At 67.0% G+C, this 24,157-nt stretch carries 23 protein-coding genes; 15 read left to right on the top strand and 8 right to left on the bottom strand.

The window, feature by feature from the left end; all coding sequences use genetic code 11:
- Positions 1–12 precede the first annotated feature (12 nt).
- The 4 genes from SH591_RS13510 to SH591_RS13495 all read right to left on the bottom strand — a co-directional run bounded on the left by SH591_RS13510 (position 13) and on the right by SH591_RS13495 (position 3,884).
- The gene (locus SH591_RS13510) at positions 13–369 is read right to left on the bottom strand and encodes a response regulator (protein WP_322832810.1); all 357 of its coding nucleotides are present in this window, start codon (positions 367–369) and stop codon (positions 13–15) included.
- Positions 362–2,317: a PAS domain-containing sensor histidine kinase gene (locus tag SH591_RS13505; RefSeq protein ID WP_324749565.1), complete on the bottom strand. Its 1,956-nt coding sequence runs from the start codon at positions 2,315–2,317 to the stop codon at positions 362–364. Before SH591_RS13505 ends, SH591_RS13510 begins: the two co-directional genes overlap by 8 nt.
- A gap of 82 nt (positions 2,318–2,399) precedes the next feature.
- A complete protein-coding gene (rlmN, locus tag SH591_RS13500) occupies positions 2,400–3,596 on the bottom strand; it encodes a dual-specificity RNA methyltransferase RlmN (protein WP_324749564.1) in 1,197 nt (398 codons plus the stop codon).
- Between the two features lie 60 nt (positions 3,597–3,656).
- A complete protein-coding gene (locus SH591_RS13495; RefSeq protein ID WP_322832808.1) occupies positions 3,657–3,884 on the bottom strand; it encodes a hypothetical protein in 228 nt (75 codons plus the stop codon).
- Between the two features lie 392 nt (positions 3,885–4,276).
- On the opposite strand from SH591_RS13495, the gene SH591_RS13490 reads away from it, so the two are divergent.
- The 4 genes from SH591_RS13490 to SH591_RS13475 all read left to right on the top strand — a co-directional run bounded on the left by SH591_RS13490 (position 4,277) and on the right by SH591_RS13475 (position 7,623).
- Positions 4,277–4,858: an outer membrane protein gene (locus tag SH591_RS13490; RefSeq protein ID WP_324749563.1), complete on the top strand. Its 582-nt coding sequence runs from the start codon at positions 4,277–4,279 to the stop codon at positions 4,856–4,858.
- 138 nt (positions 4,859–4,996) lie between these two features.
- Complete coding sequence (gene dnaN / locus SH591_RS13485) at positions 4,997–6,109, top strand: DNA polymerase III subunit beta (RefSeq protein ID WP_322832806.1); 1,113 nt, start codon at positions 4,997–4,999, stop codon at positions 6,107–6,109.
- A gap of 37 nt (positions 6,110–6,146) precedes the next feature.
- Complete coding sequence (gene recF, locus SH591_RS13480; RefSeq protein WP_324751387.1) at positions 6,147–7,208, top strand: DNA replication/repair protein RecF; 1,062 nt, start codon at positions 6,147–6,149, stop codon at positions 7,206–7,208.
- A 163-nt stretch (positions 7,209–7,371) separates the two neighbouring features.
- A complete protein-coding gene (locus tag SH591_RS13475; RefSeq protein WP_322832805.1) occupies positions 7,372–7,623 on the top strand; it encodes a hypothetical protein in 252 nt (83 codons plus the stop codon).
- Between the two features lie 79 nt (positions 7,624–7,702).
- On the opposite strand, the gene SH591_RS13470 is transcribed toward SH591_RS13475, so the two are convergent.
- On the bottom strand, positions 7,703–8,539 hold the full coding sequence (locus tag SH591_RS13470; protein WP_324749562.1) for a cold-shock protein: 837 nt from the start codon (positions 8,537–8,539) through the stop codon (positions 7,703–7,705).
- Between the two features lie 259 nt (positions 8,540–8,798).
- Between SH591_RS13470 and SH591_RS13465 the strand changes: the two genes are divergently transcribed.
- The 8 genes from SH591_RS13465 (at position 8,799) to SH591_RS13430 (ending at position 15,900) form a co-directional block, all read left to right on the top strand.
- Positions 8,799–9,599 (top strand): TerC family protein, encoded by an 801-nt coding sequence (locus SH591_RS13465; RefSeq protein WP_324749561.1) that lies wholly within the window; start codon positions 8,799–8,801, stop codon positions 9,597–9,599.
- 44 nt (positions 9,600–9,643) lie between these two features.
- Positions 9,644–10,261: a ribonuclease D gene (locus tag SH591_RS13460; protein ID WP_322832802.1), complete on the top strand. Its 618-nt coding sequence runs from the start codon at positions 9,644–9,646 to the stop codon at positions 10,259–10,261.
- Positions 10,254–10,892 carry an LPS export ABC transporter periplasmic protein LptC gene (gene lptC, locus SH591_RS13455; protein WP_324749559.1) on the top strand — a complete coding sequence of 213 codons (639 nt, stop codon included), beginning with the start codon at positions 10,254–10,256 and terminating at the stop codon, positions 10,890–10,892. Before SH591_RS13460 ends, lptC begins: the two co-directional genes overlap by 8 nt.
- Positions 10,889–11,434, top strand: coding sequence for an LptA/OstA family protein (locus SH591_RS13450; protein ID WP_322832800.1), 546 nt, complete (start codon positions 10,889–10,891; stop codon positions 11,432–11,434). Before lptC ends, SH591_RS13450 begins: the two co-directional genes overlap by 4 nt.
- 146 nt (positions 11,435–11,580) lie before the next feature.
- The gene (gene lptB, locus SH591_RS13445; protein WP_322832799.1) at positions 11,581–12,357 is read left to right on the top strand and encodes an LPS export ABC transporter ATP-binding protein; all 777 of its coding nucleotides are present in this window, start codon (positions 11,581–11,583) and stop codon (positions 12,355–12,357) included.
- A gap of 109 nt (positions 12,358–12,466) precedes the next feature.
- Positions 12,467–13,984, top strand: a complete 1,518-nt coding sequence (rpoN, locus tag SH591_RS13440) for an RNA polymerase factor sigma-54 (protein WP_324749558.1) — start codon at positions 12,467–12,469, stop codon at positions 13,982–13,984.
- 87 nt (positions 13,985–14,071) lie between these two features.
- Positions 14,072–15,091 (top strand): D-alanine--D-alanine ligase family protein, encoded by a 1,020-nt coding sequence (locus SH591_RS13435; protein ID WP_324749557.1) that lies wholly within the window; start codon positions 14,072–14,074, stop codon positions 15,089–15,091.
- Entirely contained in the window at positions 15,088–15,900 is an 813-nt protein-coding gene (locus SH591_RS13430) for an NTP transferase domain-containing protein (protein ID WP_324749556.1), read from the top strand. Before SH591_RS13435 ends, SH591_RS13430 begins: the two co-directional genes overlap by 4 nt.
- Before the next feature lie 7 nt (positions 15,901–15,907).
- Here the strand turns inward: SH591_RS13430 and SH591_RS13425 are convergent, their stop codons facing one another.
- Complete coding sequence (locus tag SH591_RS13425; protein ID WP_322832795.1) at positions 15,908–16,351, bottom strand: NUDIX hydrolase; 444 nt, start codon at positions 16,349–16,351, stop codon at positions 15,908–15,910.
- A 465-nt stretch (positions 16,352–16,816) separates the two neighbouring features.
- Between SH591_RS13425 and SH591_RS13420 the strand changes: the two genes are divergently transcribed.
- Genes SH591_RS13420 through SH591_RS13410 form a run of 3 tightly spaced genes read left to right on the top strand, consistent with a single transcriptional unit; the run spans position 16,817 to position 20,194 of the window.
- On the top strand, positions 16,817–18,886 hold the full coding sequence (locus SH591_RS13420; protein ID WP_324749555.1) for a carbon starvation CstA family protein: 2,070 nt from the start codon (positions 16,817–16,819) through the stop codon (positions 18,884–18,886).
- Entirely contained in the window at positions 18,873–19,070 is a 198-nt protein-coding gene (locus SH591_RS13415; RefSeq protein WP_324749554.1) for a YbdD/YjiX family protein, read from the top strand. Before SH591_RS13420 ends, SH591_RS13415 begins: the two co-directional genes overlap by 14 nt.
- On the top strand, positions 19,070–20,194 hold the full coding sequence (locus tag SH591_RS13410) for a DmpA family aminopeptidase (RefSeq protein ID WP_324749552.1): 1,125 nt from the start codon (positions 19,070–19,072) through the stop codon (positions 20,192–20,194). Before SH591_RS13415 ends, SH591_RS13410 begins: the two co-directional genes overlap by 1 nt.
- On the opposite strand, the gene SH591_RS13405 is transcribed toward SH591_RS13410, so the two are convergent.
- Together SH591_RS13405 and gyrB are read right to left on the bottom strand one after the other, a co-directional pair.
- Complete coding sequence (locus SH591_RS13405) at positions 20,091–21,455, bottom strand: hypothetical protein (protein ID WP_324749551.1); 1,365 nt, start codon at positions 21,453–21,455, stop codon at positions 20,091–20,093. The two genes, SH591_RS13410 and SH591_RS13405, sit on opposite strands and share 104 nt — an antisense overlap.
- A 124-nt stretch (positions 21,456–21,579) precedes the next feature.
- Positions 21,580–24,096, bottom strand: coding sequence for a DNA topoisomerase (ATP-hydrolyzing) subunit B (gyrB, locus tag SH591_RS13400; protein ID WP_416385186.1), 2,517 nt, complete (start codon positions 24,094–24,096; stop codon positions 21,580–21,582).
- Between the last annotated feature and the right edge of the window lie 61 nt (positions 24,097–24,157).

Here is a 24,157-nt window from a genome sequence, read left to right as displayed (position 1 = left end):
TCCCTTTAAGCGTCAGACGGTCATGCTCCGCAATATGTCGCTGAGATCGGTCGCGCGAAACGGCTTCTGCAGCACCGGCCGATCGCGGTAGGGCTCCGAGATGCCCTTCGTGCCGTAGCCGGTCGCGAACAGGAACGGGATGCCGCGCTCGGCCAGCACCTGCGCGACAGGAAAGCTCGGCTCGCCCGCCAGATTGACGTCGAGCATGGCAAGATCGAAGGCACTGTCGCGGGCCAGGGCAAGGGCGTGCTCCAACCGGCCGGCGAGGCCCGCCACCTCATGGCCAAGCTCGAGCAGCATATCCTCGATGTTCATGGCGACCAGCATCTCGTCCTCGATGACGAGAATTCGCAGCCGCCGCTCAGCCAAGATTGTCCTCGCGGACCTGGATTTCCTGCAAGGAGGCCTCGATGATGCAGCGCAGGCCGTCCGGCTCGAACAGGAGCCTTGCGGGTCCGCCCAGATCGGCGGCCAGGCCTCGCTCGATCAGCCGCGAGCCGAATCCACGGCCGGCCGGTTCCGCCACGCGCGGCCCGCCCTGCTCCTTCCAGTCGATCCGAAGGCCGCCGGCGTCCATGGTCCAGCGGATCGCCACGCGGCCGGTCTCGTTGCTGAGCGCGCCATATTTAGCGGCATTGGTCCCCAGTTCGTGGAGCGCCAGCGCCAGCGCGAGGGCCGCGCGCGGGGCGAGCCAGAGCGAGTCGCCGGAAATTTCGAACCGGTCCTGCGCCAGATACTCCGTCGCATCGCGCACAACCTTTTCGAGGAGCGCACCCTCCCAATTCTGTTCGGTGAGCAGATTGTGCGCGCGCGACAGCGCCATCAGCCGCGCCTCGAAGCGGCGCCGCGCATCAACGAGCGAAATGTCCCCCCTCAGCGTCTGGAAGGCGATCGCCTGCACCGTCGCGAGCGTGTTCTTCACGCGATGGTTCAATTCGTTGATCAGCAGCCGCTGATGCTCCTCGGCGACCTTGCGATCGTGAATGTCCTCGATCACCCCATACCAGAGCATGATGTTGCCGGCGGCATCGCGGCGCGGGTTGGCGCGCGACCGGACCCAGCGATGGCCAGCATCGCGCCGCCGCAGCCGATATTCGACGTCATAAGCCTCGCCCGTCTCGACCGCGCGGCGCCACGCCTCCTCCTGGCGCGCCTTGTCGTCCGGGTGGATGCCGTCGTGCCAGTCGTCGCTGACGCCCGACGTCCCGGTCCACTCCTCCCAATGCCACGACATCAGGGTCGTGCGGCCCGAGGCGTCCGCGGTCCACGACACCTGGGGATGGAGCTCGACGGCGTGACGGTAATGATCCTCGCTCGCGCGCAGCGACTGCTCGACCTGAGCACGCTCGACCGCCTCCCAGGTCCGCTCGGCAACGTCGCGCGCCATCGCCGCGTCCGATCGCTTCCACTCTCGGGGCTGCTCGTCATGGACGTAGAGGACAGCCTTCAGCTCGCCCTCGCGGACCAGCGGCACGATGATGGCGGCACGCGAGCCGATCCGCTCCCAAATATCCGCCGCCTCGCTCGCGTCGCCGAGTGCGCGGAAATCCGGGACCATCAGGGTCTCGCCGGAGCGCAGATATTGGCTGGCCGCCGGGCCGAACGCCTGGATCGCGGTATTGCCGCCGGCGAGGCTGCGAACGCCGGTGTCGCGCGTCCAGTCGCTACGCACGGAAACAAGGCCCTGCTCGGCGTCGATCTCGGCATAGCCGACCCGCGCCGCGCCGAGATATTCGCCGAGCATCGCGGTCGCCGTCGCCTTGATCGATTCCGGGTCGCCGAAGCCGCGCAGCCGGTCGGCCAATGCGATCTGGAAGGCCATGCGCCGCTCGGCGAGCACGGTCGAGGTGATCTCGTTGCCCTGGTTGAGCACGCCCGCCACCTCGCCATCGTCCCCGAAGAGCGGCGTGAAGCTATAATTCCAGTAGGTTTCCTGCTCGACCCCGTCGCGGACCATCGGCAGCATCTGCTGATAGCCGGCGAAGCCGCTCTTGCTCTCGATCACCTGGCGGAACTGCGGCTCGATGATCGGCCAGATGTCGGCCCAGACTTCGCGCGCCGGCTGGCCCAGGGCCGCCGGATGGCGTTCGCCCGGGATCGGCGCCCACGCATCGTTATAAAGGAGGCGCAGGTCCGGGCCCCAGTAGATCGCGGTCGGGAAACTGGAATGTTCACACAGATCGAAGGCGAAGCGCAGGCTCTGCGGCCAGTCCCGCATGGGGCCGACCGGGGTCGCAGCCCAGTCGAACGCGCGAATCCGCGCGCTCATACCCATTTCGTCGTCGCTGTGCGGCCGCTGCAGTGAAGTCGACGCCATAGACTGGAAGCTCTCCGCCCGTAACGAACTGATAGCGTCAACCTATCGCTTCACAAAGCCTTGAAATTGCGCGGGTCCGCGCTCAGGCGGATACGGCCTCCAGCGCCGCCTGCTTCTCGGCCGCGAGCCGGTCGAGCTCGGCCCGGCTCTTCTTTTCGGCCGCCGACTTCAATTGTCCGCAGGCGGCCATGATGTCGCGGCCGCGCGGGCGCCGGATCGGCGCGCTGATCCCCGCCTCGAACACGACGTCCGAGAAGCGTGCGACACGCTCGGGCGTCGAGCATTCGTAGGGCGCCCCCGGCCACGGATTGAACGGGATCAGGTTCACCTTGGCGGGCAGCTTATACTTGCGGATCAGGCGGACCAGTTCGCGCGCGTCCTCGTCGCTGTCGTTCTTGTCCTTCAGCATCACATATTCGAACGTGATGCGGCGCGCATTGTTGGCGCCCGGATAGTCGGCGCAGGCCTGGAGCAGTTCCTCGATGCCGTATTTGCGGTTCAGCGGCACGATCTCGTCGCGCACTTCCTTCGTCACCGCGTGCAGCGAAACGGCGAGGTTGACGCCGATCTCCTCGCCAGCGCGCTCCATCATCGGCACGACGCCCGAGGTGGAGAGCGTGATGCGGCGTCGCGAAAGGCCGAGGCCGTCGCCGTCCATCACGATCTTCAGCGCGTCGCGGACATTGTCGAAATTGTAGAGCGGCTCACCCATGCCCATCATGACGATGTTGGAGAGCATGCGCCCCTCGGGCTGCGACGGCCATTCGCCGAGCGTGTCGCGGGCGAGCATCACCTGCCCGACGATCTCGCCGGCGGTAAGGTTGCGCACCAGCCGCATCGTGCCGGTGTGGCAGAAGCGGCAGTTCAATGTGCAGCCGACCTGGCTGGACACGCAGAGCGTGCCGCGGTCCGCGTCGGGGATGAACACCATCTCGTAGTCGTTGCCGTCGCGCGTGCGCAGCAGCCATTTGCGCGTGCCGTCGGTCGAGAGCAGGTGCTCGACCACTTCGGGCCGCTCGATCACGAAGTGCTCGGCGAGCCAGGGCTGGTGCGCCTTGGCGATGTCGCTCATCGCGCTGAATTCGGTGGCGCCGCGATTGTAGATCTGGTGCCAGATCTGCTTGGCGCGCAGCTTGGCCTGCCTCGCATCGAGCCCGGCCTTCTCCAGTTCGGCGCGAATCTGGTCGCGCGTCAGGCCGACGAGGTCGACGCGCGCTTCGTCGCCCGCGGGAAGCGCGCGCGGGACGGTGACCGGGTCAAAGTGCCCGGCAATCTGCATGCCAGCTGTCATATGCCGCCCATGTAGCGGCAATGCCGCCATTTTTCCAGTGGCGTGGCGTCAGCGCCGGGCGCAGCCGATCGCGGCGGCATCGATCGCGGTCGCGGCGCCGCGCAACCGGTAGAAATCGCGCACCAAGGCACCGCGCTCCGACCGCGTCTCGACGGTCATGTTGATGCCGCCGCGCATCGCCGCGATGATCTCGGCATCGGCGCGGCGATCGGTCGCCCAAGCATTGGCGCCGCCGCCGATCAGCTGGAAAGTGCGGTCGTCGATGCGGAGCAGCACCGCTGATCCCGATCGCTTGGCGCGGCTTAGGCGCACATGGAGCTGACCCTTCACGCCCCGCCCCGGCCAGTATCCGATCGACGCGAACGGCTTCCATCCCTGCGGCTTAGGCCCGCGGTCCGGCTCGGCGATGGCGAAACAGCGCTCCTTTTCGCGAAACGCGCCCCATTGCGAAAAAATCCCGAGGGGTTGCCGTTGTGCCGCAGCCGGGGCCGCAAGGCACAGAGAAACAACAAGGAAAAGCGCCGCCCGCATCGCCCCGTCCTGATCAACGGTCTGTGGCGTTAAGGCAACAGAAAACCGCGTTTATCTGCGGTTCATGCAACTTCCTCCAGCCGCATTCGCTGGGCTCCCCGCTCCCTGAAGGGACCCGTTAACCATTGGAGTACCTCATGCGTAAGTATATTTTCGCCGCGCTTCTCGCAGGCACCGTCGCCGCTCCGGCGATGGCCCAGAATGCCGCGCCGTTCACCGGCCCGCGCGTCGAAGGCATCGTCGGCTGGGACCGTAATCAGGTCGAGGACGCCGGCAAGGAAGACGGCGTCACCTACGGCGCCGGCATCGGCTACGACATCCAGATGGGCGGCATGGTCGCCGGCGTGGAAGCCGAAGCCACCGATTCCAGCGCCGACGCTTGCTCGAACGACGTGACCGTCCTCGGCGACCGCCTGTGTGTCGGCGCCAAGCGCGACCTCTATGTCGGCGGCCGTCTCGGCACCGCCGTCACCCCCAACACCTTGCTCTACGCCAAGGCCGGCTACACCAACGGCCGCTTCGGCTACGACTATGATGATGGCGGCGACGGCTCGGCCGATTTCGGCGGTGGCCGCAATCTCGACGGCGTCCGCATCGGCGCCGGCGGCGAGCATGCGATCGGCACCAACAGCTTCATCAAGGCTGAGTATCGCTACTCGAACTATGAGCAGGACATCGAGAAGCACCAGGTGGTCGCCGGCTTCGGCTTCCGCTTCTGACCTGATCGGTTCAAGCGACCAAAGGGAAGGGTCGGGGCATCTGCCCCGGCCCTTCTTTTTTCCTCCGCTACCCACTGGCAGGCGACGCAAGTCTCGTTATAACCGGGGTCCAAACCGAACATGCGGCAGGGGTAATAAATGAAGGCGACGATCGAACGGGCTACGCTCCTCAAGAGCCTGGGCCACGTCCAGTCCGTGGTGGAGCGCAGGAACACGATTCCGATCCTGTCCAACGTGCTGATCGAAGCCAGCGAGGATGGCGGCATCCGCCTGATGGCGACCGATCTCGACTTGCAGGTCAACGAGACGGTCGAGGCGCAGGTGCAGCAGTCCGGCGCGACCACGGTCTCGGCGCACACTTTGTTCGACATCGCGCGCAAGCTGCCCGAGGGCAGCCAGGTCGAGATTTCGGCCGCCGAAGGCAAGATGCAGATCAATGCGGGGCGCGCCCGTTTCAACCTCTCGACCCTGCCCCGCGACGATTTTCCGGTCATCGCCGAGGGCGAGCTGCCGACCCGGTTCGAACTCCCGGCCGCGACGCTGCGCCAGATCATCGACAAGACCCGCTTCGCGATCTCGACCGAAGAGACGCGTTACTATCTGAACGGCATCTTCCTGCACGTGTCCGACGAAGCGCAGCCGGTGTTGAAGGCGGCCGCGACCGACGGCCACCGCCTCGCCCGCGTCACCGTGCCGCGGCCGGAGGGCGCGCAGGGCATGCCCGACGTGATCATCCCGCGCAAATGCGTCGCCGAGCTCAGGAAGCTGCTCGACGAGGTCGACGGCACCGTCCAGATCTCGTTGAGCGAATCCAAGATCCGCTTCGGCCTCGGCAACGCCATCCTGACCTCAAAGCTGATCGACGGCACCTTCCCCGATTACAGCCGCGTCATCCCGACCGCCAACGACAAGCTGCTGAAGATCGACCCGAAGAGCTTCATGGAAGGCGTCGACCGCGTCGCCACCATCGCCAGCGAGAAGACCCGCGCGGTCAAGATGGCGCTCGATCGCGACAAGATCACGCTGTCGGTCACCAGCCCGGAGAACGGCACGGCGGCCGAAGAAGTGCCCGGCGACTATGCCGCGGACAGCTTCGAGATCGGCTTCAACGCGCGCTACCTGATGGACATCCTCGGCCAGATCGAGGGCGACACGGTCGAAGTCCACCTCGCCGACGCCGCCGCTCCGACCCTGCTGCGCGAGAATGACAAGGCACCCGCGCTCTACGTCCTGATGCCGATGCGGGTATAAATTTCGCGTCGAACTGCTAGTTCGACGCGGGATGACCGTGCTCACCCGCCTCAGCCTCTCCAATTTCCGGTCCTATGCCGATGCCGTGATTGCCCCCGGCACCGGGTTCGTCGTGCTGACCGGCGAGAATGGCGCGGGCAAGACCAATGTGCTGGAGGCCGTATCCCTGCTCTCTCCGGGGCGCGGGCTGCGCGGCGCGAGCCTGTCGCAGATGGCGCGCAGCGACGGGCCCGGCGGCTTCGCCGTCGCCGCTCGCCTCGATGACGTCGAACTCGGCACCGGCACCATCGCGACCGCGCCGGAGCGGCGCCAGGTGCGGATCAACGGCGCCGCCGCGTCCGCCACGACGCTCGCCGAATGGCTGTCCGTGCTGTGGCTGACGCCGGCCATGGACCGGCTGTTCACCGAAAGCGCGGGCGGGCGGCGACGCTTCCTTGACCGGCTGGTGCTGGCCCTCGCCCCTGGGCACGCCGTCCACGCGGCGCGCTACGAAGCCGCGATGCGCGCCCGCAACAAGTTGCTGGGCGAGGCGCGGCCCGATGCCGACTGGTTGGCCGCTCTCGAGGCGCGGATGGTCGAGCACGGTACCGCGCTCGCCGCGGCCCGCGCGGACACCGTCGGAGCTCTGGGCGAGCGCCTCGCCGCCGCTCCCGAAGGACCCTTCGCCCGCGCCGGGCTCGCGCTCGAAGGCGGCGGCGTGGACGAGAACTTCACCCACCGCCTCGGCCAGGGGCGGTCGCGCGATGCCGCCGCCGGCCGCACCTTGGTCGGTCCGCACCGCACCGAATTGCTCGTGACCCACCTCGGCAAGGGCCAGCCGGCGGCCTTATGCTCGACCGGCGAGCAGAAGGCGCTGCTGCTCGGCCTCGTGCTCGCCCATGCCGATCTGGTCGCCGAGCGCGCCGGGCGGCGCCCGATCCTGCTGCTGGACGAGGTTGCGGCGCACCTCGACCCATCGCGCCGCACCGCCTTGTTCGAGCGGCTGGCCTCGCCCGGGGGCCAGGTGTGGATGACGGGGACCGAGCGGTCCTTGTTCGAGCATGTGCCCGCGGGCACCACCTGGCTCGACGTCGCGGGCGGGCGGATCCGCGCGTCCTGAGGCCAATGGTAAGCGGGCCGCTAACCGGTTAACGGCGGCGGCAGGCCCCGTCCCTTTCCGATACAGCTATTTTTGCTGCAGTGACAGAGACTTAGACGACATGCACTCTGACATCGGGTCGAATCACCGAACGCTTGTTCGGCCATAAAAAGGGGCAGCGACCATGTTGAGGACCATCAGCCAGCGCGGTGCGCCGTTCGCGCACGATCCCGCCCTCCGCGGCTATCACGCCGCCTATCGCGAGAATCAGGTCAACCATTGCCCCGGCTGCGGGCGCTCGCATTGGTATGTCGGCCGGATGTCGGCCGAATGCGGCTTCTGCGGGACGGCGCTGCCGCTCGCGGGTGCGAGCACGACCGGGATCGGCGGTCTCTTCCGCTCCCATCCGCCGCTGGGGATCGCCCGCGCGGCCTGAACCGAAAAAAGCCCGGCACGCTCAGTGAGCGGCCGGGCTCTTTTGGCAGATGCTGCCGGCCCCGAAGGACCGAAGCCTCTTACTGGATCGGCTGCAGGTTCACCGCGGCGGTCTTGCCGCGACGATCCACTTCCAGCTCGAACTCGAGCCGGTCGCCCTCGTTCAAGGACACCATGCCGGCACGCTCGACCGCCGAGATATGCACGAATGCATCCGGCTGGCCGTCGTCGCGGCTGATGAAGCCGAAGCCCTTCATGGCGTTGAAGAACTTGACCGTGCCCGAAGCCTTCTCGCCGGTCAGCTGGCGCTGGGGACCGCCCCGGTCGCCGCCGCCGCCGCCATTGTCGTCGCGCGGAGCCCGCTCCTGGACCGGGAGCGGCTCGCCTTCGATCTTGAGATCGGTCGCCGAGATCCGGCCGCCGCGATCGACGAGCGTGAACTCGAGCGGCTGGCCTTCGGCGAGGCCGGTAAGGCCCGCTTGCTCGACTGCGCTGATGTGCACGAACACGTCCTCGCCGCCATCGTCACGGACGATGAAGCCGAAGCCCTTCTGGCCGTTGAAGAATTTTACGACGCCCTTGCCTTCGCCGATAACCTGGGGGGGCATGCCGCCGCCACGGCCGCCGCCAAAGCCGCCGCCGCCACCACCACCGAAGCCACCGCCGCCGCCGCCGCCGAAGCCGCCACCGCCGCCGCGATAACCACCGCCGCCGCCGCCGCCGGCCGGACCGCCGGCATAACCGCCGCCGCCGCCGCCACCGAAGCGATCACCGCCGCCGCCGAAGCGGTCGCCGCCGCCGCCGAAGCCGCCACGATCGCCGCCAAAGCCGCCGCTGTAATTATCCTCTCCGAAACCGTCGCGCTTGTCTCTGCCGCGCCCGCCGCGCTCGCCGCGGCGCCCTCTATCGAAACTCATGCCGTCTATAACTTTCCCGCGCCCACATCCCTGTTGATAACCACCGCGCTGGGCTTAACGCGCAAACGGTTTGGGCGCAGAATTGGCGCACCACCGGTTTCTATAACGTAAATTCCCGCATCGGGCGAGAGGCTTTAGATAACCTCTCTTTAATTCTCGCAGCAGAGGGCCCACGACGCGCGCGTTGGTCTTCCTTTGCCTCAAAAAAAGCGGCAATGGGCGGTTTGTCAGGGGCGCTGACACCGAAGCAGAGGCTTTCATGGACGGAATGTTCGCAATCTTCGCCGATCCGGCGGTCTGGGCCGCGCTGGCCACACTCATCGTCATGGAGGTGGTTCTCGGTATCGACAACTTGATCTTCATTTCGATTCTCTCCAACAAGCTGCCCGAGGCGCAGCGCCAGAAAGCGCGGCGCATCGGCATCGGCCTCGCGCTCATCATGCGGCTGGCATTGCTCTCTATGATCGCCTGGCTCGTCGGCCTCACCGCCCCGGTTTTCGATCTCGGCATACAGGGCGGGCCGGGCGCGCATGGCGAGCCGACCTTCGAGACCCAATTTTCGTGGCGCGACCTGATCCTGATCGTCGGCGGCCTGTTCCTGCTCTGGAAGGCGACCAAGGAGATCCACCACAGCGTCGATCCGGCGCCGAACGACGACGTCTTCGACACCGCCAAGGCCACGCTCGGCTTCGGCGCGGCGATCGTCCAGATCCTGCTGCTCGATCTCGTCTTCTCGATCGATTCGATCCTGACGGCGGTCGGCATGACCGAGCATCTGCCGGTGATGGTCATCGCGGTGATCACGGCCGTGCTGGTGATGCTGCTCGCGGCCGACCCGCTTGCCAATTTCATAAACCGGAACCCGACCGTCGTGATGCTGGCGCTGGGCTTCCTGCTGATGATCGGCGCGGTGCTGATCGCCGACGGGTTCGGCGTCCATGTGCCCAAGGGCTATATCTACACCGCCATGGCCTTCTCGGCCGGCGTGGAGGCGCTCAACATCTGGTCGCGCCGGCGCAGGGAACGCGCCGCCGCCGTCGCGGCCGAAAACGCCGCATAGGCGAAGCCATTGAGGAGTCATGCGCTTCGTCCTATGCGGAGCGCATGACTGTTCATTTCCACGAAGAAGACCTTCCCGAAGGCGTGCTCGCGCCCGGCCCCGTCGCCGTCGACACCGAGACGATGGGGCTCCAGCTTGGCCGCGACCGCCTCTGCGTCGTCCAGATTTCCGACGGCCAGGGCGACGAGCATCTCGTCCGCTTCGGCCCGGGAAGCGATTATGCCGCGCCCAACCTCAAGGCGGTGCTGGCCGACCCGGCGCGACTGAAACTCTATCATTTCGCGCGGTTCGACATCGCCTCGATCCAGGCCTATCTCGGCGTGGTGGCGGCGCCGGTCTACTGCACCAAGACCGCCTCGCGGCTGATCCGGACTTATACGGATCGGCACGGGCTCAAGGAACTCGTCCGCGAACTGCTCGGCCAGGAGATTTCCAAGCAGCAGCAAACGTCCGATTGGGGCGCTCCCGAGCTCAGCGACGCCCAGAAGGACTATGCCGCGTCCGACGTGCGCTACCTGCACCAGCTGAAGGACAAGCTCGACGAGCGGCTGCAGCGCGAAGGCCGGACGGCGCTCGCCCAGGCCTGCTTTGATTTCCTACCGCACCGGGCCCTGCTCGATCTCGCTGGCTGGCCCGAGATCGACATCTTCGCCCATGTCTGAACTCGCCGTCCGGGAGCGCCTGCGCAAGCAGAGCTGGGCGGCGCCCGGCGGCTCGCACGATGTCATGGTGCGCGTGCTGAAGCTGGTGTTGCCGGCGGTGATCGGCATGCTGCTGGCCTATCTGGCGCTGGTGCCCCTCTCCAAGACGCGCGAGATCAGCTTCATCCTCGACAAGACCAAGGTCGACGTCGCCAGGGAACGGATGCGCGTCCAGGCGGCACGCTATCGCGGCCAGGACAATAAGGGCCGGCCGTTCACGATCGACGCACGCTCGGCGGTGCAGGCGACTTCGAGTGACCCGATCGTCGACGTACTCGGCATGAGCGCGCAGATCGGCCTGGAGAGCGGCCCGGCCACCTTCCAGGCGAATCGCGGCCGCTACAATCTCGAGACCGAGACGATCGATGTTGTCGGCCCGATCCTGCTCACCGCCGCCGACGGCTACCGGCTGGAGACGCGCGACGTCACCGTCGATCTCAACAGCCGCACAATGGCGAGCAGAGGCCGCGTCGACGGAAAGATGCCGCTCGGCCGCTTCTCGGCCGACCGCCTGCTTGCCGATCTGCCGGCACGCCAAGTCACGCTCGCCGGCAACGCCCGCTTGCATATCGTCCAAGGCGGCATCAGATGAGCGTCATGAAAAGCATCGGAATAGCAGCCGGCGCGGCTGCGCTCACCGCGGGCCTGATCCTCGCCCAGCCGGCCATCGGCCAGGACGCGGCCTCGGCGCTACGCGGCCACAATACCGATGCGCCGGTCGACGTCGCGGCCGACCGCATCGAAGTGCAGGACCGCGCCGACCGCGCCGTCTTCTCCGGCAACGTCCAGGTGAAGCAGGGCGACCTCGCGCTCAACGCGGCCCGCCTCACCGTCGCCTACAGCAATGCCGGCGGCATCCAGATCGAGCGGCTCGACGCCAGCGGCGGAGTCACCGTCCGCAGCCCATCCGAAACCGCGCGCGGCCAATATGCGATCTACGACCTCAACAGCCGGATCATCACTTTGATCGGCGGCGTCACGCTCACGCGCGGCGCCTCCAACGTCAATGGCGGCCGGCTGGTGATCGATCTCGACAGCGGCCGCGCCGTGATGGACGGCGGCGCTCCGGCCGGCACGTCGGCCCAGGGCGGACGCGTCACCGGCACCTTCACGGTGCCCCAGCGCGGCAACTAACCGGTTGATCCAGGGCGATTCGCCGCAGCGGGCTTGAGTGTGGCTCTTGTGCCGCGCACAGCACGCAACCAACGCATGCACAAATCTTGCCAGTTGAGGCGGATTCTCCGTTCGCCTACATGCTGAACGGACGAACCGGAGCGACGATGAACGACACTGCCCTTCTCGACAGGCCTCTCGACGCGGCGGTCAGCCACATCTCGCGCGGCCTCTCGGTCGTCTCGATCGCCAAGTCCTACGACAAGAAGGTGGTGCTGACCGACGTGTCGGTGCACGTCGAGCGCGGCGAGGTGTTCGGCCTGCTCGGCCCCAACGGCGCCGGCAAGACGACCTGCTTCTATTCGATCATGGGCCTGGTGAAGCCGGACAGCGGCCGCATCCTGCTCGACGGCGAAGACATTACCGGCCTTCCCATGTACCGCCGCGCGATGCTCGGCCTCGGCTATCTGCCGCAGGAGACGTCGATCTTCCGCGGCATGACGGTCAGCCAGAACATCATGGCTGTGCTCGAGGTCGCCGAGCCCGACAAGCAGGTCCGCCATCAGCGCCTCGAGCAATTGCTCGAGGAATTCCACATCGAGCGGCTGCGCGACGCGCCTGCGATGGCGCTTTCGGGCGGCGAGCGGCGGCGCTGCGAGATCGCGCGCGCACTGGCCGCGAACCCCTCGATCATGCTGCTCGACGAGCCGTTCGCAGGCATCGACCCGATCTCGATCGCCGACATCCGCGACCTCGTCATCGAATTGAAGAAGCGCGACATCGGCGTGCTCATCACCGACCACAATGTCCGCGAGACGCTCGACATCGTCGATCGCGCCGCGATCATCTATGGCGGCGAAGTGCTGTTCCAGGGCAGTCCGCAGGCGCTGGTTGCGGACGAGAATGTCCGCCGCCTCTATCTCGGCGAGAGCTTCGAGCTGTAGAGATGGTCCAGGCTGGTCGTCATTGCGAGCAAAGCGAAGCAATCCGGACCGATGCCTGCGCCGTTGGATTGCCGCGCCGCTGCGCGCCTCGCAATGACGGGACGATGTGATGGGGCTCGGTCCTCGCCTCGATCTGCGCCAGAGCCAGTCGCTGGTGATGACACCCCAGCTGCAGCAGGCGATCCGCCTGCTGGCGCTGTCAAACCTCGAGATCGAAAGCTTCATCGCCGAGGAACTGGAGAAGAATCCGCTGCTCGACACGGGCGGCGGCGACGAGGATTCGAACGCCGAAGCGCCCGCGCCGGACGCCGTGGTCCTGAGCGAGAGCGACGAGCCCGCCACCGCCGACGTGCTGGTCCAGTCCGGCGACGCCGTCCAGGATGCGCCGCTCGACGTCGACTATGACAGCGAGGATTTCCACCAGGACAGCGCCGCGGATTCGATGCGGGGGATGGACGGCGCCCTTGGCCTGGACGGGATCGCGACGGGCGGCGCCGGGGGCGAAGGCACCGACTATGACAGCTTCGCCGCGGCCGGCGTCTCGCTCCACGACCATCTCCTTGCGCAGGCCGGCGAATGCCTGTCCGGCCCCGATCTGGTCATCGCCGGGCAGATCATCGAGCAGATCGACGAGACCGGCTATTTGACCGGATCCCTGCTCGACCTCGCCCATCGCCTCGGCGCCCCGCTCTACGACGTCGAGCGCGTGCTGGGCGTGATCCAGGCCTTCGATCCGTCCGGCGTCGGCGCCCGCTCACTGTCCGAGTGCCTCGCCATCCAGGCCAGGGAGGCGGACCGCTACGACCCGGCCATGGCGCGGCTGATCGACAATCTCGACTATCTCGCCAAGGGCAATGTCGGGGCACTGAAGCGCATCTGCGGCGTCGACGACGAGGATATCGGCGACATGATCCGCGAGCTGCGCGCCTACGATCCCAAGCCGGGCTGCCGTTTTAGCCAGGGCGAGCGCGTCGATGCCGTCGTGCCCGATGTATTCGTCGGCCGCCGCGGCAGCGGCTGGGTGATCGAGCTCAACAGCGCTACGCTGCCGCGCCTGCTGGTCAATCGCAGCTACTATGCCGAGCTTTCGAGCGGGCCGCAGAACAAGCAGAGCAAGGCATGGCTGTCCGATTGCCTCGCCAGCGCCAACTGGCTGATGAAGGCGCTCGACCAGCGCGCCCGCACGATCGTCAAGGTCTCGACCGAGATCGTCAAGCAGCAGGACGGCTTCTTCCGCAACGGCGTCGCCTCGCTCCGGCCGCTCACGTTGCGTTCGGTCGCCGAGGCGATCGGGATGCATGAATCGACGGTGAGCCGCGTCACCTCCAACAAATATCTGTCCTGCGACCGCGGCCTGTTCGAGCTCAAATATTTCTTCACCAGCGGCATCCAGAGCTCCGATGGCGGCGGCGCCGTCTCGGCCGAGGCGGTGAAGAGCCACATCAAAACGTTGATCGCCGCCGAGGACCCAAAGGCGATCCTGTCGGACGACCAGCTCGTCGAGATGCTGCGCGCCAAGGGTTTCGACATCGCCCGCCGCACCGTCGCCAAATATCGCGAGGCGATCGGCATCGGCTCGTCGGTCCAGCGCCGCCGCCAGAAGGCGATCGGCGCCCACGCGGCCTGACCGTCACGCGTCTGCAACGAGACCGTAAGACGCACGACTTGAAGTGATGGCAACGACGAGCCCGACCTGCCGGGCGAGGAGTTTGCCATGCATCGTGACATCCTGCGGCTGCAGCCCGCCGACAAGGCGCGGCTGCGCATCCTGTTTCTCGCCAAGCATGCGAAGAGGGGCGGTCGCCCGCATCCCGAGGACGGGAGCCACGCAATCTACCATCACGAGATGCTGGAGACGCTGCGCGCGATCGGCCTCAACGTGGTCGCTGCGGATTGCTACGAGGACCTGTTCGGGCCGGTCGACGCCGACTTCGTCATCCCGTTGCTCAACCGTGGCGGTTTCCAGAATAGCGAGATGCTGGCGCCGCTGCTGCTCGCCCGGGCCGGCATCCCCTTCCTCGGCGCGAGCCCGATCATCCGCGGCCTCAGCGACGACAAGCATCTGATGAAGACCGCGGCGCTGGCGCGCGGCGTGCCCTGCAGCGACTGGGCGCTCTTCCGCGCCGGCCGTCTCGACCCGCCCGCGCCGCTCGCCGGCAATGCCTTCATCGTGAAGCCCAACGCCTCCTCGGCGAGCTGGGGGATCCAGCGCTGCGCCAGCTGGTGCGAGGTCGAGGCCCATGCCGCCGCGCTCAACTCGCGCGGCCACGACGCGATCGCCGAGCCGTGGGTGGGCACGATGGACATCGCCGTTCCCGTGATCGGCACCACCGACGCCTTGCTCCTGCCCGCGCTCGGCTACGCGCCCGCCAACAGCGGCGGCCTGCGCAGCTACGAGGAGAAGCGCAATCTCGTCCATGCGGCCGAGGACGAACTGCTGCCGCTGACCGATGCGCATCTCGCCGCCCGCCTCGACGACATGGTGCGGCGCCTGCTGCCGGAGCTCTGGCCGTTCGATTATGGCCGCTTCGAGTTCCGTTACGACAGCCGCACCTGCGAACTCTGGTTCATGGAGGTCAATCTGAGCTGCAACCTGTGGTCCAAGAAGACGATCTCGCGCTCGGCCCGGAGCGTGGGCTTCGACCATGTCGCGCTGGTGGAAACGATCCTCACCCACAGCCTGCTGCGGCAAAACGTGATCGAGCGCCCGCTGGCGCTGTCGCGGGCCGCATGATGCGCCCGCCCGCCATCCTCATCCTTGCCGGACGCCGCTCGGCCGTGCCAGACCCGCTCGCGGCGGCGGCCGGCGTCGGCCACAAATGCCTCGTTCCGGTCGCCGGGCAGGCGATGCTCGGGCGCGTGCTGGAGACCGCAGCCGCGGCCTGGTCCGATGCGCACCTCTTCGTGTCGATCGAGGATTTCGATGCGGTGGCGAGCGAACCCACGGTCGCCCGCCTGCACGCCGCGGGACGGCTGTCGCCGGTCACCGCCCAATCCACGATCGCGGATAGCGTCGTCGAAGCGGCCCGAGCGAGCGGCTTTCCGCTTGTTGTCACCACCGCCGACAACGTCTTGCTGACCACGGACGCGCTGCACGCGCTTGCCGCCCAGGGGGCGAAACGGGAGGACGATGCGATCGTGGTCGTCGCGCGCCGCGAGGACATACAAGCCGCCCATCCCGACGGGCAGCGACGCTTCTACGAGTTCAAGGACGTCGCCATTTCCAACTGCAACCTCTTTTGGCTGGGCAACGACCGCGCGCTCAAGGCGGCCGAGACCTTCCGCGGCGGCGGCCAGTTCGCCAAGCATCCGGGGCGGATTGTCAAGGCGTTCGGCGTCGCCAACCTGATCGCATTCCGCTTCCGGCTCGCCACGCTGGACGGCCTGTGCCGGCGCATATCGCGCCGCTTCGGGGTCCGCATCCGGCCGATGCTGATGGACGACGGCCGGCTTGCCATCGACGTCGACAACGAGCGCACCCTCCGCGTCGCCGAGGAAATTCTCGCGCGCAACCAGGCGCCTGGCACGGTTGCCGCGGCCTAGGGGCAGCCTAGTCGAGGCGGAATTTGCGGATCAGCGTCTTGAGCTCGGGCTCCTGGACCAGCGCCTCGGCCTCCTCGAGGCTGAACCAGCGGCGCTCGCGTTCCATGCGCTCCGGCCACTCCTCTTCCTCCACGTCCACCTCGAGCGGGAAGACATAGACCTTGGCGCGCACCTCCGAACCGTCGTTGCGCCGCTTGATGTAGCGATAGGTGCCCAGCGGCTTCGGCGCGACGACGCCGACGATGCCCGCTTCCTCCCACGCTTCGCGCGCGGCGGAGAGATGGGGCGGGAGGCCGAAGATCGGATTGCCGCGCGGGACAACCCAGCGCCGCGTCTCCCGCGAAGTGATCAGCAGCAGGCGTGGGTCCCCATTGTCCGCCTCGCGATAGGCCAGAACGCCATATTGCCTGATCAAGAGAAGTTCGTCCTCGCCGCCGCTGTGGCCAGCCACCTTAGATGCACCGGCCAGATAATGAAGGGCTGCTCTGCAATGTTCCGGAATAGCGAAAGGCCGCCCCTTTCGGGACGGCCTTTCCATTGTCAGCCGCTTGCGAAGCTGCATTGCCGGTGCCCGGCTTAAGCCGAGTGGACAATGCGCGTCAGGCGCTGAACCCTCCGGAGAGGGTGGCCACGCACGATTGGTTTGCCGCCAGCGGCGTGAGACAATGAGACATTCGACCACCTCCTTTCGATTGTTGCAACGAGTGCGCGATATAGGCCCCGATTGCGGCATTTAAAGCAGCCTTCTCAATAATTTATCGGACGTCGACAGCAACCGGCGAAGCCACCTGTGCAACCGGGAGGCCAGCCGCGCGGAAATCACGAGCCGCGACAGGCTTGCTCCTGGCCCCCGCGCGGCTCTAGCATCTGCGCAAACGAAGCAGGCGCCGCGAAGCGCAGCCGGTAAGGGAGAGGCATGATGGCGACGCAGGCGCAGGCACGTTCGGCTTTGTGGTGGGTGCCGTGGGCCCTGCTGGCCGCATTGGGCGCAGCGGCGCTGGGCGTGGTCGCGCTCCACCGGGGCGAGACCATCAATGCGCTCTGGATCGTCGTCGCGGCGGTCTGCACCTATCTGATCGCCTATCGCTTCTACGCTTTGTTCATCGCCCGCGACGTGCTCGGCATCGATCCCGGCCGGCGCACGCCTGCGGTGCGCCACAATGACGGCCTCGATTACGTGCCGACCAACCGCTTCGTGCTGTTCGGCCATCATTTCGCGGCGATCGCCGGCGCCGGCCCGCTGGTGGGGCCCGTGCTGGCCGCGCAAATGGGCTACCTGCCCGGCACGCTCTGGATCCTCGTCGGCGTCGTCTTTGCCGGCGCGGTGCAGGACTTCGTCATGCTGTTCATCTCGACCCGGCGCGATGGCCGCTCGCTCGGCGAGATCATCCGCGGCGAGATGGGCATGGTTCCCGGCGTGATCGCAATGATCGGCATTCTCGCCATCATGATCATCCTGCTGGCGGTGCTCGCGCTCGTCGTGGTCAAGGCGCTGGCCGACAGCCCCTGGGGCACGTTCACCGTCTTCGCGACGATGCCGATCGCTATCTTCATGGGGCTCTACAGCCGCTATCTACGGCCGGGCCGGATCGGCGAAATCTCGATTATCGGCTTCGTGCTGCTGATGCTCGCCATCGTGTTCGGCGAGAGCGTCGCCGCCAGCCCGAGCTTGGGCCCCGCCTTCACCTTTTCCGGCGAGACCATGGCGCTGATGCTGATCGGCTACGGCTTCGTCGCCTCGGTGATCCCGGTGTGGCTGCTGCTCGCCCCGCGCGACTATTTGTCGACCTTCCTCAAGATCGGCACCATCGTCGGCCTCGCCGTCGGCATCCTCATCGTCCGCCCGAACCTCGAGATGCCGGCGCTGACCCGGTTCATCGACGGCACCGGTCCGGTCTTCGCCGGCAGCCTGTTCCCGTTCCTGTTCATCACCATCGCCTGCGGCGCCGTCTCGGGCTTCCACTCCCTGGTCGCCTCGGGAACGACGCCCAAGATGATCGAGAGCGAGGCCCATCTGCCGATGATCGGCTATGGCGGCATGCTGATGGAGAGCTTCGTCGCGATCATGGCGCTGGTCGCGGCCTGCGTGCTCGATCCCGGCCTCTATTTCGCGCTCAACAGCCCGACCGCCTTGATCGGCACGACCACGGCCGAGGCGGCCCAGGTCCTGTCGGGGTGGGGCTTCGCGATCACGCCGGCGATGCTTGACCAGGTGGCGCGCGACGTCGGCGAGGCCTCGATCCTGTCGCGCACCGGCGGCGCCCCCACACTGGCAGTCGGCATGGCCCACATCCTGTCCAACGTGATCGGCGGCCAGGCGATGATGGCCTTCTGGTATCATTTCGCGATCCTGTTCGAAGCTTTGTTTATCCTCACCACGGTCGATGCCGGCACCCGCGTCTGCCGCTTCATGATCCAGGACCTGCTCGGCACGTTCGTCGCACCGTTGAAGGACACGCGCAGCTGGACGGCCAATCTGATCGCCACCGGCCTCGCCGTCACCGGCTGGGGCTATTTCCTCTACCAGGGCGTCACCGACCCGCTCGGCGGCATCAACACGCTCTGGCCTTTGTTCGGCATTTCCAACCAGATGCTGGCGGCGATGGCGCTCACGCTGTGCACCGTCATCCTGTTCCGGATGAAGAAGGAGCGCTACGCCTGGGTGACGATCGTGCCGACCGCGTGGCTGCTGATCTGCACGCTCACGGCGGGCTGGCAGAAGATGTTCCACGCCGATCCTAAGATCGGCTTCCTCTCGCACGCCGGCCTCTATTCCGACGCGTTCGAGCGCGGCGAGATCCTCGCGCCCGCGGCCGACGCCGGCGAGATGAGCCGGATCATCTTCAACGATTATGTGAATGCGAGTCTCTGCGCCCTGTTCATCGCGGTCGTGCTGGCGATGGTGCTGTACGGGATCAAGGCGATCCTCGAAGCGCGGCGCTCCGCCTTCCCAACCACCCGGGAGACCGCTGATGCCTTGGCGTGAAGCGTGGAAGCAGGTGGTGCGGACCGTGCACCTGATGGTCGGCGTGCCCGATTACGACACCTATCGCGCGCACCGCGCCGCCGATCATCCGGGCGAGCCGGTGATGGACCGAGACCAATTCTATCGCGCCGCGACCGACCGTCGTTTCGGCGGAGGAGCCGGGAGGATCAATCGTTGCTGTTGATGATGCTTGCCATGGCGGGAGCGGCCGTCGCCACGCCGGCCGAGACCCGTCCGCGCGCCCGCGAGGCGGGGATCGCCGTCGGCATCCTGCCGACCGGCCCGCTCAACGCCATCACCGACGTGCCCGGCGTCCGCGTCGGTCAGGTCACGTTGCGCGAGGGTAAGACTGTGCGCACCGGAGTCACCGCGGTGCTTCCCCATGGCGGCAACCTCTACCAGGACAAGGTCCCGGCTGGCTTCGCGGTCGGCAACGGCTATGGCAAGTTCATGGGCTCGACCCAGATCGAGGAACTGGGCGAGATCGAGAGCCCGATCCTGCTCACCAACACTCTGTCGGTTCCCGAAGCGGCCGCCGCCGCCATCGACTGGACCCTGCGCCAGCCGGGCAACGGGGAAGTGCGGTCGGTGAATGCGGTCGTGGGCGAGACCAATGACGGCTATCTCAACGACATCCGCGCCCGTCGCGTCGCCAAGGAGCATGGCCTGAAGGCGATCGCCGCAGCGCGCGAGGGCCCGGTCGCGGAGGGCGCGGTCGGCGCCGGCACCGGCACCGTCGCCTTCAGCTGGAAGGGCGGCATCGGCACCAGCTCGCGCCGTCTCCCCGCCCGGCTCGGCGGCTATACAATCGGTGTCCTCGTGCAGAGCAATTATGGCGGCGTGCTGAGCGTGGATGGGGCGCGCGTCGGCGAAGCCCTCGACCAATATTATCTGAAAGACGAGCTCTCCTCGGGCTCGGGCGATGGCTCGGTGATCATCGTCATCGCCACCGATGCGCCCCTTTCCGACCGCAATCTGAAGCGGCTCGCATCGCGCGCCTTCCTCGGCATCGGGCGCACCGGATCGCCGATGACCAACGGCTCGGGCGATTATGCGGTCGCCTTCTCGACCAGTCCGGCCGTCCGCCGCACGCGCGAACGGCGCGACGCCGCAGCGACCATCACCGACCTTCCCAACGAAGCGGCGTCGCCGCTCTTCCAGGCGGTCGTCGAGGCGACCGAGGAAGCGGTGCTGAACTCATTGTTCAAGGCGGAGACGACGGAAGGTCATCGCGGCCGGATCGAGGCGCTTCCGGTCGAGGCGGTGAAGCGGCTTCACCGCGCCCACCGTCCCGATCCGGCGCGCTAGGCCGCACACCCTCGCCAGGCAGCGGGCCGGTCCGGTACAGCCAGGGCGGCTCCCCCGGCGCGATCCCGGCCGTGCTCTGCAGCATCGCGCGCCACAAGGTACGCAGGCGGTGGACATGGAGGTCGTCGGCCATGATCGCGACGGCGTGGCGCAGGACCTCGGGGGCGACCGATGCCTCGTCCCCGCCGTTGTGGACGAGGCCGAGCCCGGCGCGGAAATCCGCGCTGGCATTGTGAAATATCACCCCGCCCAACGCGATCAGATAGGGCGCCGGAGCGCCCTCGGCGAGCACTGCCCGCTCGAGGTCGAAGATGGTGCGGATCTTGTGCTTCCGGAGCTCGGCGAAGGCCCGCGGGCCGACATTGGAGCAGAGCTGCGCCTGCAGCACCCAGTCGAAACATTGGAGCAGCGCGAACGGGGTTTCGGCGTAGAGGCCGATCGGATTGACGGTGGCCAGATTCTGGACGTCGAACAGATTGCTTTCCTCGAGCCGGAAAGCGGTCTCGGCGTCGATCCCGTCGATCACGTCCAGCGGCACCAGCCGCGCATCCTTCATCGCCTGGTCGTCGACCCGCTTGATCTGGACGCGCAGCGCCTTGGCGAGCTTCATTAGGCCGAGATTGGGCCAATAGCCGACGATGAAGGCGAGGCCGAGCGCGCTGGCGAAGGTCCAGGCCCCCGCCTCCCCCTCGTTCACCGCGAAGCCGATCACCCGGTAGGTGACCAAGGCGACGATCACGCCCTGGAGGATGTGGAGCGCGGCGCGGACGAATGCGAGCGCACTCAATTCCTGGTTGAGCGTCGCGCGCACCAGATAGCGCAGCTGGAAGACGAACCCGCCTAGGAAGGCCAGCCCGGCTACCGTCACGACGCGGCCAAGTTCCTCGCGCGTGGCATCTGCCTCGGTCCACAGGAAGGCGTTGGTGATCCTGGGGAAGTCCGGACGGTCGGCCAGCAACCAGTCACTCGGCACGAGCAAAAGCATGAAGCCGACCGCGCTCACCGCGAAGAAGAAGAAGGCGCCGGTCCACACCATCAGCAAAGCCTGCCGCGTCTTGCCGTCCTCGTCGCTGGTGGCGCGGTAGCGGGCTGCGACCAGTTCGAGCTGCGGCAGGTCGGGCTGGTTCTTGAACAGGCTCGATCGCAATTCCTCGACCAGCCGCAGCCGCACCCTGCGCAGCTCGTGGCGGGTGGCGATCAGCGCCAGCGGCACGATCGCCGCCAGCGCCAACGCGATGAGGAGGTACCAATTGGCTTCCATCCGGAGCCCTGCCGACGAGATCGCTAAGGGATTATCTCATGCAGGCGGGTTCGGAGCGAGTCCGGCGGCTCGGACGGTCCAAGTCGGTTCTTTCGGCCGGGCGAGGCCCTGCCGCGGCAATGTCCTAGACGTCGAGGTTGGCGACGCTTAGCGCATTCTCCTGGATGAACTCGCGGCGCGGTTCGACCACGTCGCCCATCAGGCGGGTGAAGATCTCGTCGGCGACGTCGGCCTGGGCGACCTCGACCTGGAGCAGCGAACGATTCTCGGGATCGAGAGTCGTTTCCCACAATTGCTCGGCGTTCATCTCGCCGAGACCCTTGTAGCGCTGCACCGACAGGCCCTTGCGGCCGGCGGCGAGGATGCCGTCGAGCAATTCGATCGGACGGCGCACGAGGACGCCGCGCGCGTCGACGGTGCGATCGGGCGCGGCGTCGAGTTCGGCGCCCGCATTGTCGTCCTGCGCCGGCTCATCGGCCGCGGCAGCGGCGGCCTTGATCGTCACCAGGCGGGCCGAACGGGCATAGGTCGGGGCCTGCTCGCTCGCCAGCGTGTGAAGCTTGCGGGCCTCGGCGCTGTGCACGAACTTGTGGTCGACGACATGGTGGTCGGTGACGCCGCGCCACAGCCGGCGGAGCACGTAATTGCGCTCCTCGGTCGCCTCGCCCGTCCAGGTGGCGTCCTCGTCGCCCGCCTGCAGCCAGGCGGCGGCGCGGGTGATGGTTTCGTTGCGCCGGGCGGACTGCAGCTCGGGATCGAGCGCGCCGGTGAGGGCGAGCGCCTCGATGATGGCCGGATCGTAGCGCTTGGGCACGTAGCGCATCAAGGTGCGCATGCGCCGGGCATGCTCGGCGAGCGCGCGCAGATCCTCGCCCGAACGCGGGCCTTCCTGCGTCTCCAGCACCATCGAGCCGATGCCCGCGTCGACGAGGTAATCGTCGAGCTTGGCGTCGTCCTTCAGATAGACTTCGGACCGGCCCTTCGCGACTTTGTAGAGCGGCGGCTGCGCGATATAGAGATGGCCGCGCTCGATGATCTCCGGCATCTGCCGGTAGAAGAAGGTGAGCAGCAAGGTACGGATATGGGCGCCGTCGACGTCGGCGTCGGTCATGATCACGATCTTGTGGTAGCGCAATTTCTCGATGTTGAAGTCGTCGCGGCCGATGCCGGTGCCCATCGCCTGGATGAGCGTACCGACTTCCTTGGACGAGAGCATGCGATCGAAGCGCGCGCGCTCGACGTTGAGGATCTTGCCCTTCAGCGGCAGGATCGCCTGGACCTCGCGGTTGCGGCCCTGCTTGGCCGAGCCGCCGGCCGAGTCACCCTCGACCAGGAACAGTTCACACTTGGAGGGGTCGCGCTCCTGGCAGTCGGCGAGCTTGCCGGGCAGCGACGCGATGTCCATCACGCCCTTGCGCCGGGTGAGCTCGCGCGCCTTGCGGGCCGCTTCGCGCGCCGCGGCGGCATCGATGATCTTCTGGATGATCGTGCGGGCGTGCTGCGGATTCTCCTCGAGCCACTCAGCCATCTTGTCGGCCATCAGGCTTTCGAGCGGCTGGCGCACCTCGGACGAGACGAGCTTGTCCTTGGTCTGCGAGCTGAACTTGGGATCGGGCAGCTTGACCGAGACGATGGCGGTGAGGCCCTCGCGCATGTCGTCGCCGGTGAGGCTCACCTTCTCCTTCTTGAGCGCCCCCGACTTCTCGGCATAATTGTTGAGCGTGCGGGTCAGCGCCGCGCGGAACGCGGCGAGATGGGTGCCGCCGTCGCGCTGCGGGATGTTGTTGGTGAAGCAGAGGACCTGCTCGTAATAGCTGTCGTTCCATTCGAGCGCGACCTCGATGCTGACATTGTCGCGCTGACCGGTGACCGAGATCGGATCGGGAATGAGAGCGGTCTTGGTGCGGTCGAGATAGCGCACGAAGGCCGCGATGCCGCCTTCGTAGAACAGTTCGACCGTCTTCTCCTCCTCGTGGCGCGCATCGTTGAGGAACAGGCGCACGCCGGAATTGAGGAAGGCGAGCTCGCGATAGCGATGCTCGAGCTTCTCGAAATCGAAGTCGGTGATCTTGAACGTGGTCGGCGACGGCAGGAAGGTGACGCGCGTCCCCTTTCGGCCCTCGGGAGCGGGGCCCATGAGCTTTAGCGGCGCCTCGGCATCGCCGTGGCGGAAGCGCATCCAATGCTCCTGGCCGTCGCGCCAGATGGTCAGCTCCAGCCACTCGGAGAGCGCGTTCACGACCGATACGCCGACGCCGTGGAGGCCGCCCGACACCTTGTAGGCATTGTCGTCCGACGCATTCTCGAACTTACCACCGGCGTGAAGCTGGGTCATGATGACCTCGGCCGCCGACACGCCTTCCTCGGCATGGATCCCGGTCGGGATGCCGCGGCCATTGTCCTCGACGCTCACCGAGCCATCGGCGTTCAAGGTGATCTGGATGTGGTCGCAATGGCCGGCGAGGGCCTCGTCGATCGCGTTGTCCGAGACCTCGAACACCATGTGGTGGAGGCCCGAGCCGTCGTCGGTGTCGCCAATGTACATGCCGGGCCGCTTGCGGACCGCGTCGAGGCCTTTCAGCACCTTGATGGAATCGGCGCCGTAGCTGTTTTCAGTAGGGGAAGTTGCCATAGCAATCATATAGCGACGCCCCCCGGGAAACCAAAGGAAAAAGGGGCCCCCGCGGCCCCACGGGGCACCG

The organism is Sphingomonas sp. LY54 (genome assembly GCF_035594035.1).
In the GTDB taxonomy this organism is placed as follows: Bacteria; Pseudomonadota; Alphaproteobacteria; order Sphingomonadales; family Sphingomonadaceae; genus Allosphingosinicella.
This window is presented reverse-complemented; position numbering and strand designations above follow the sequence as displayed.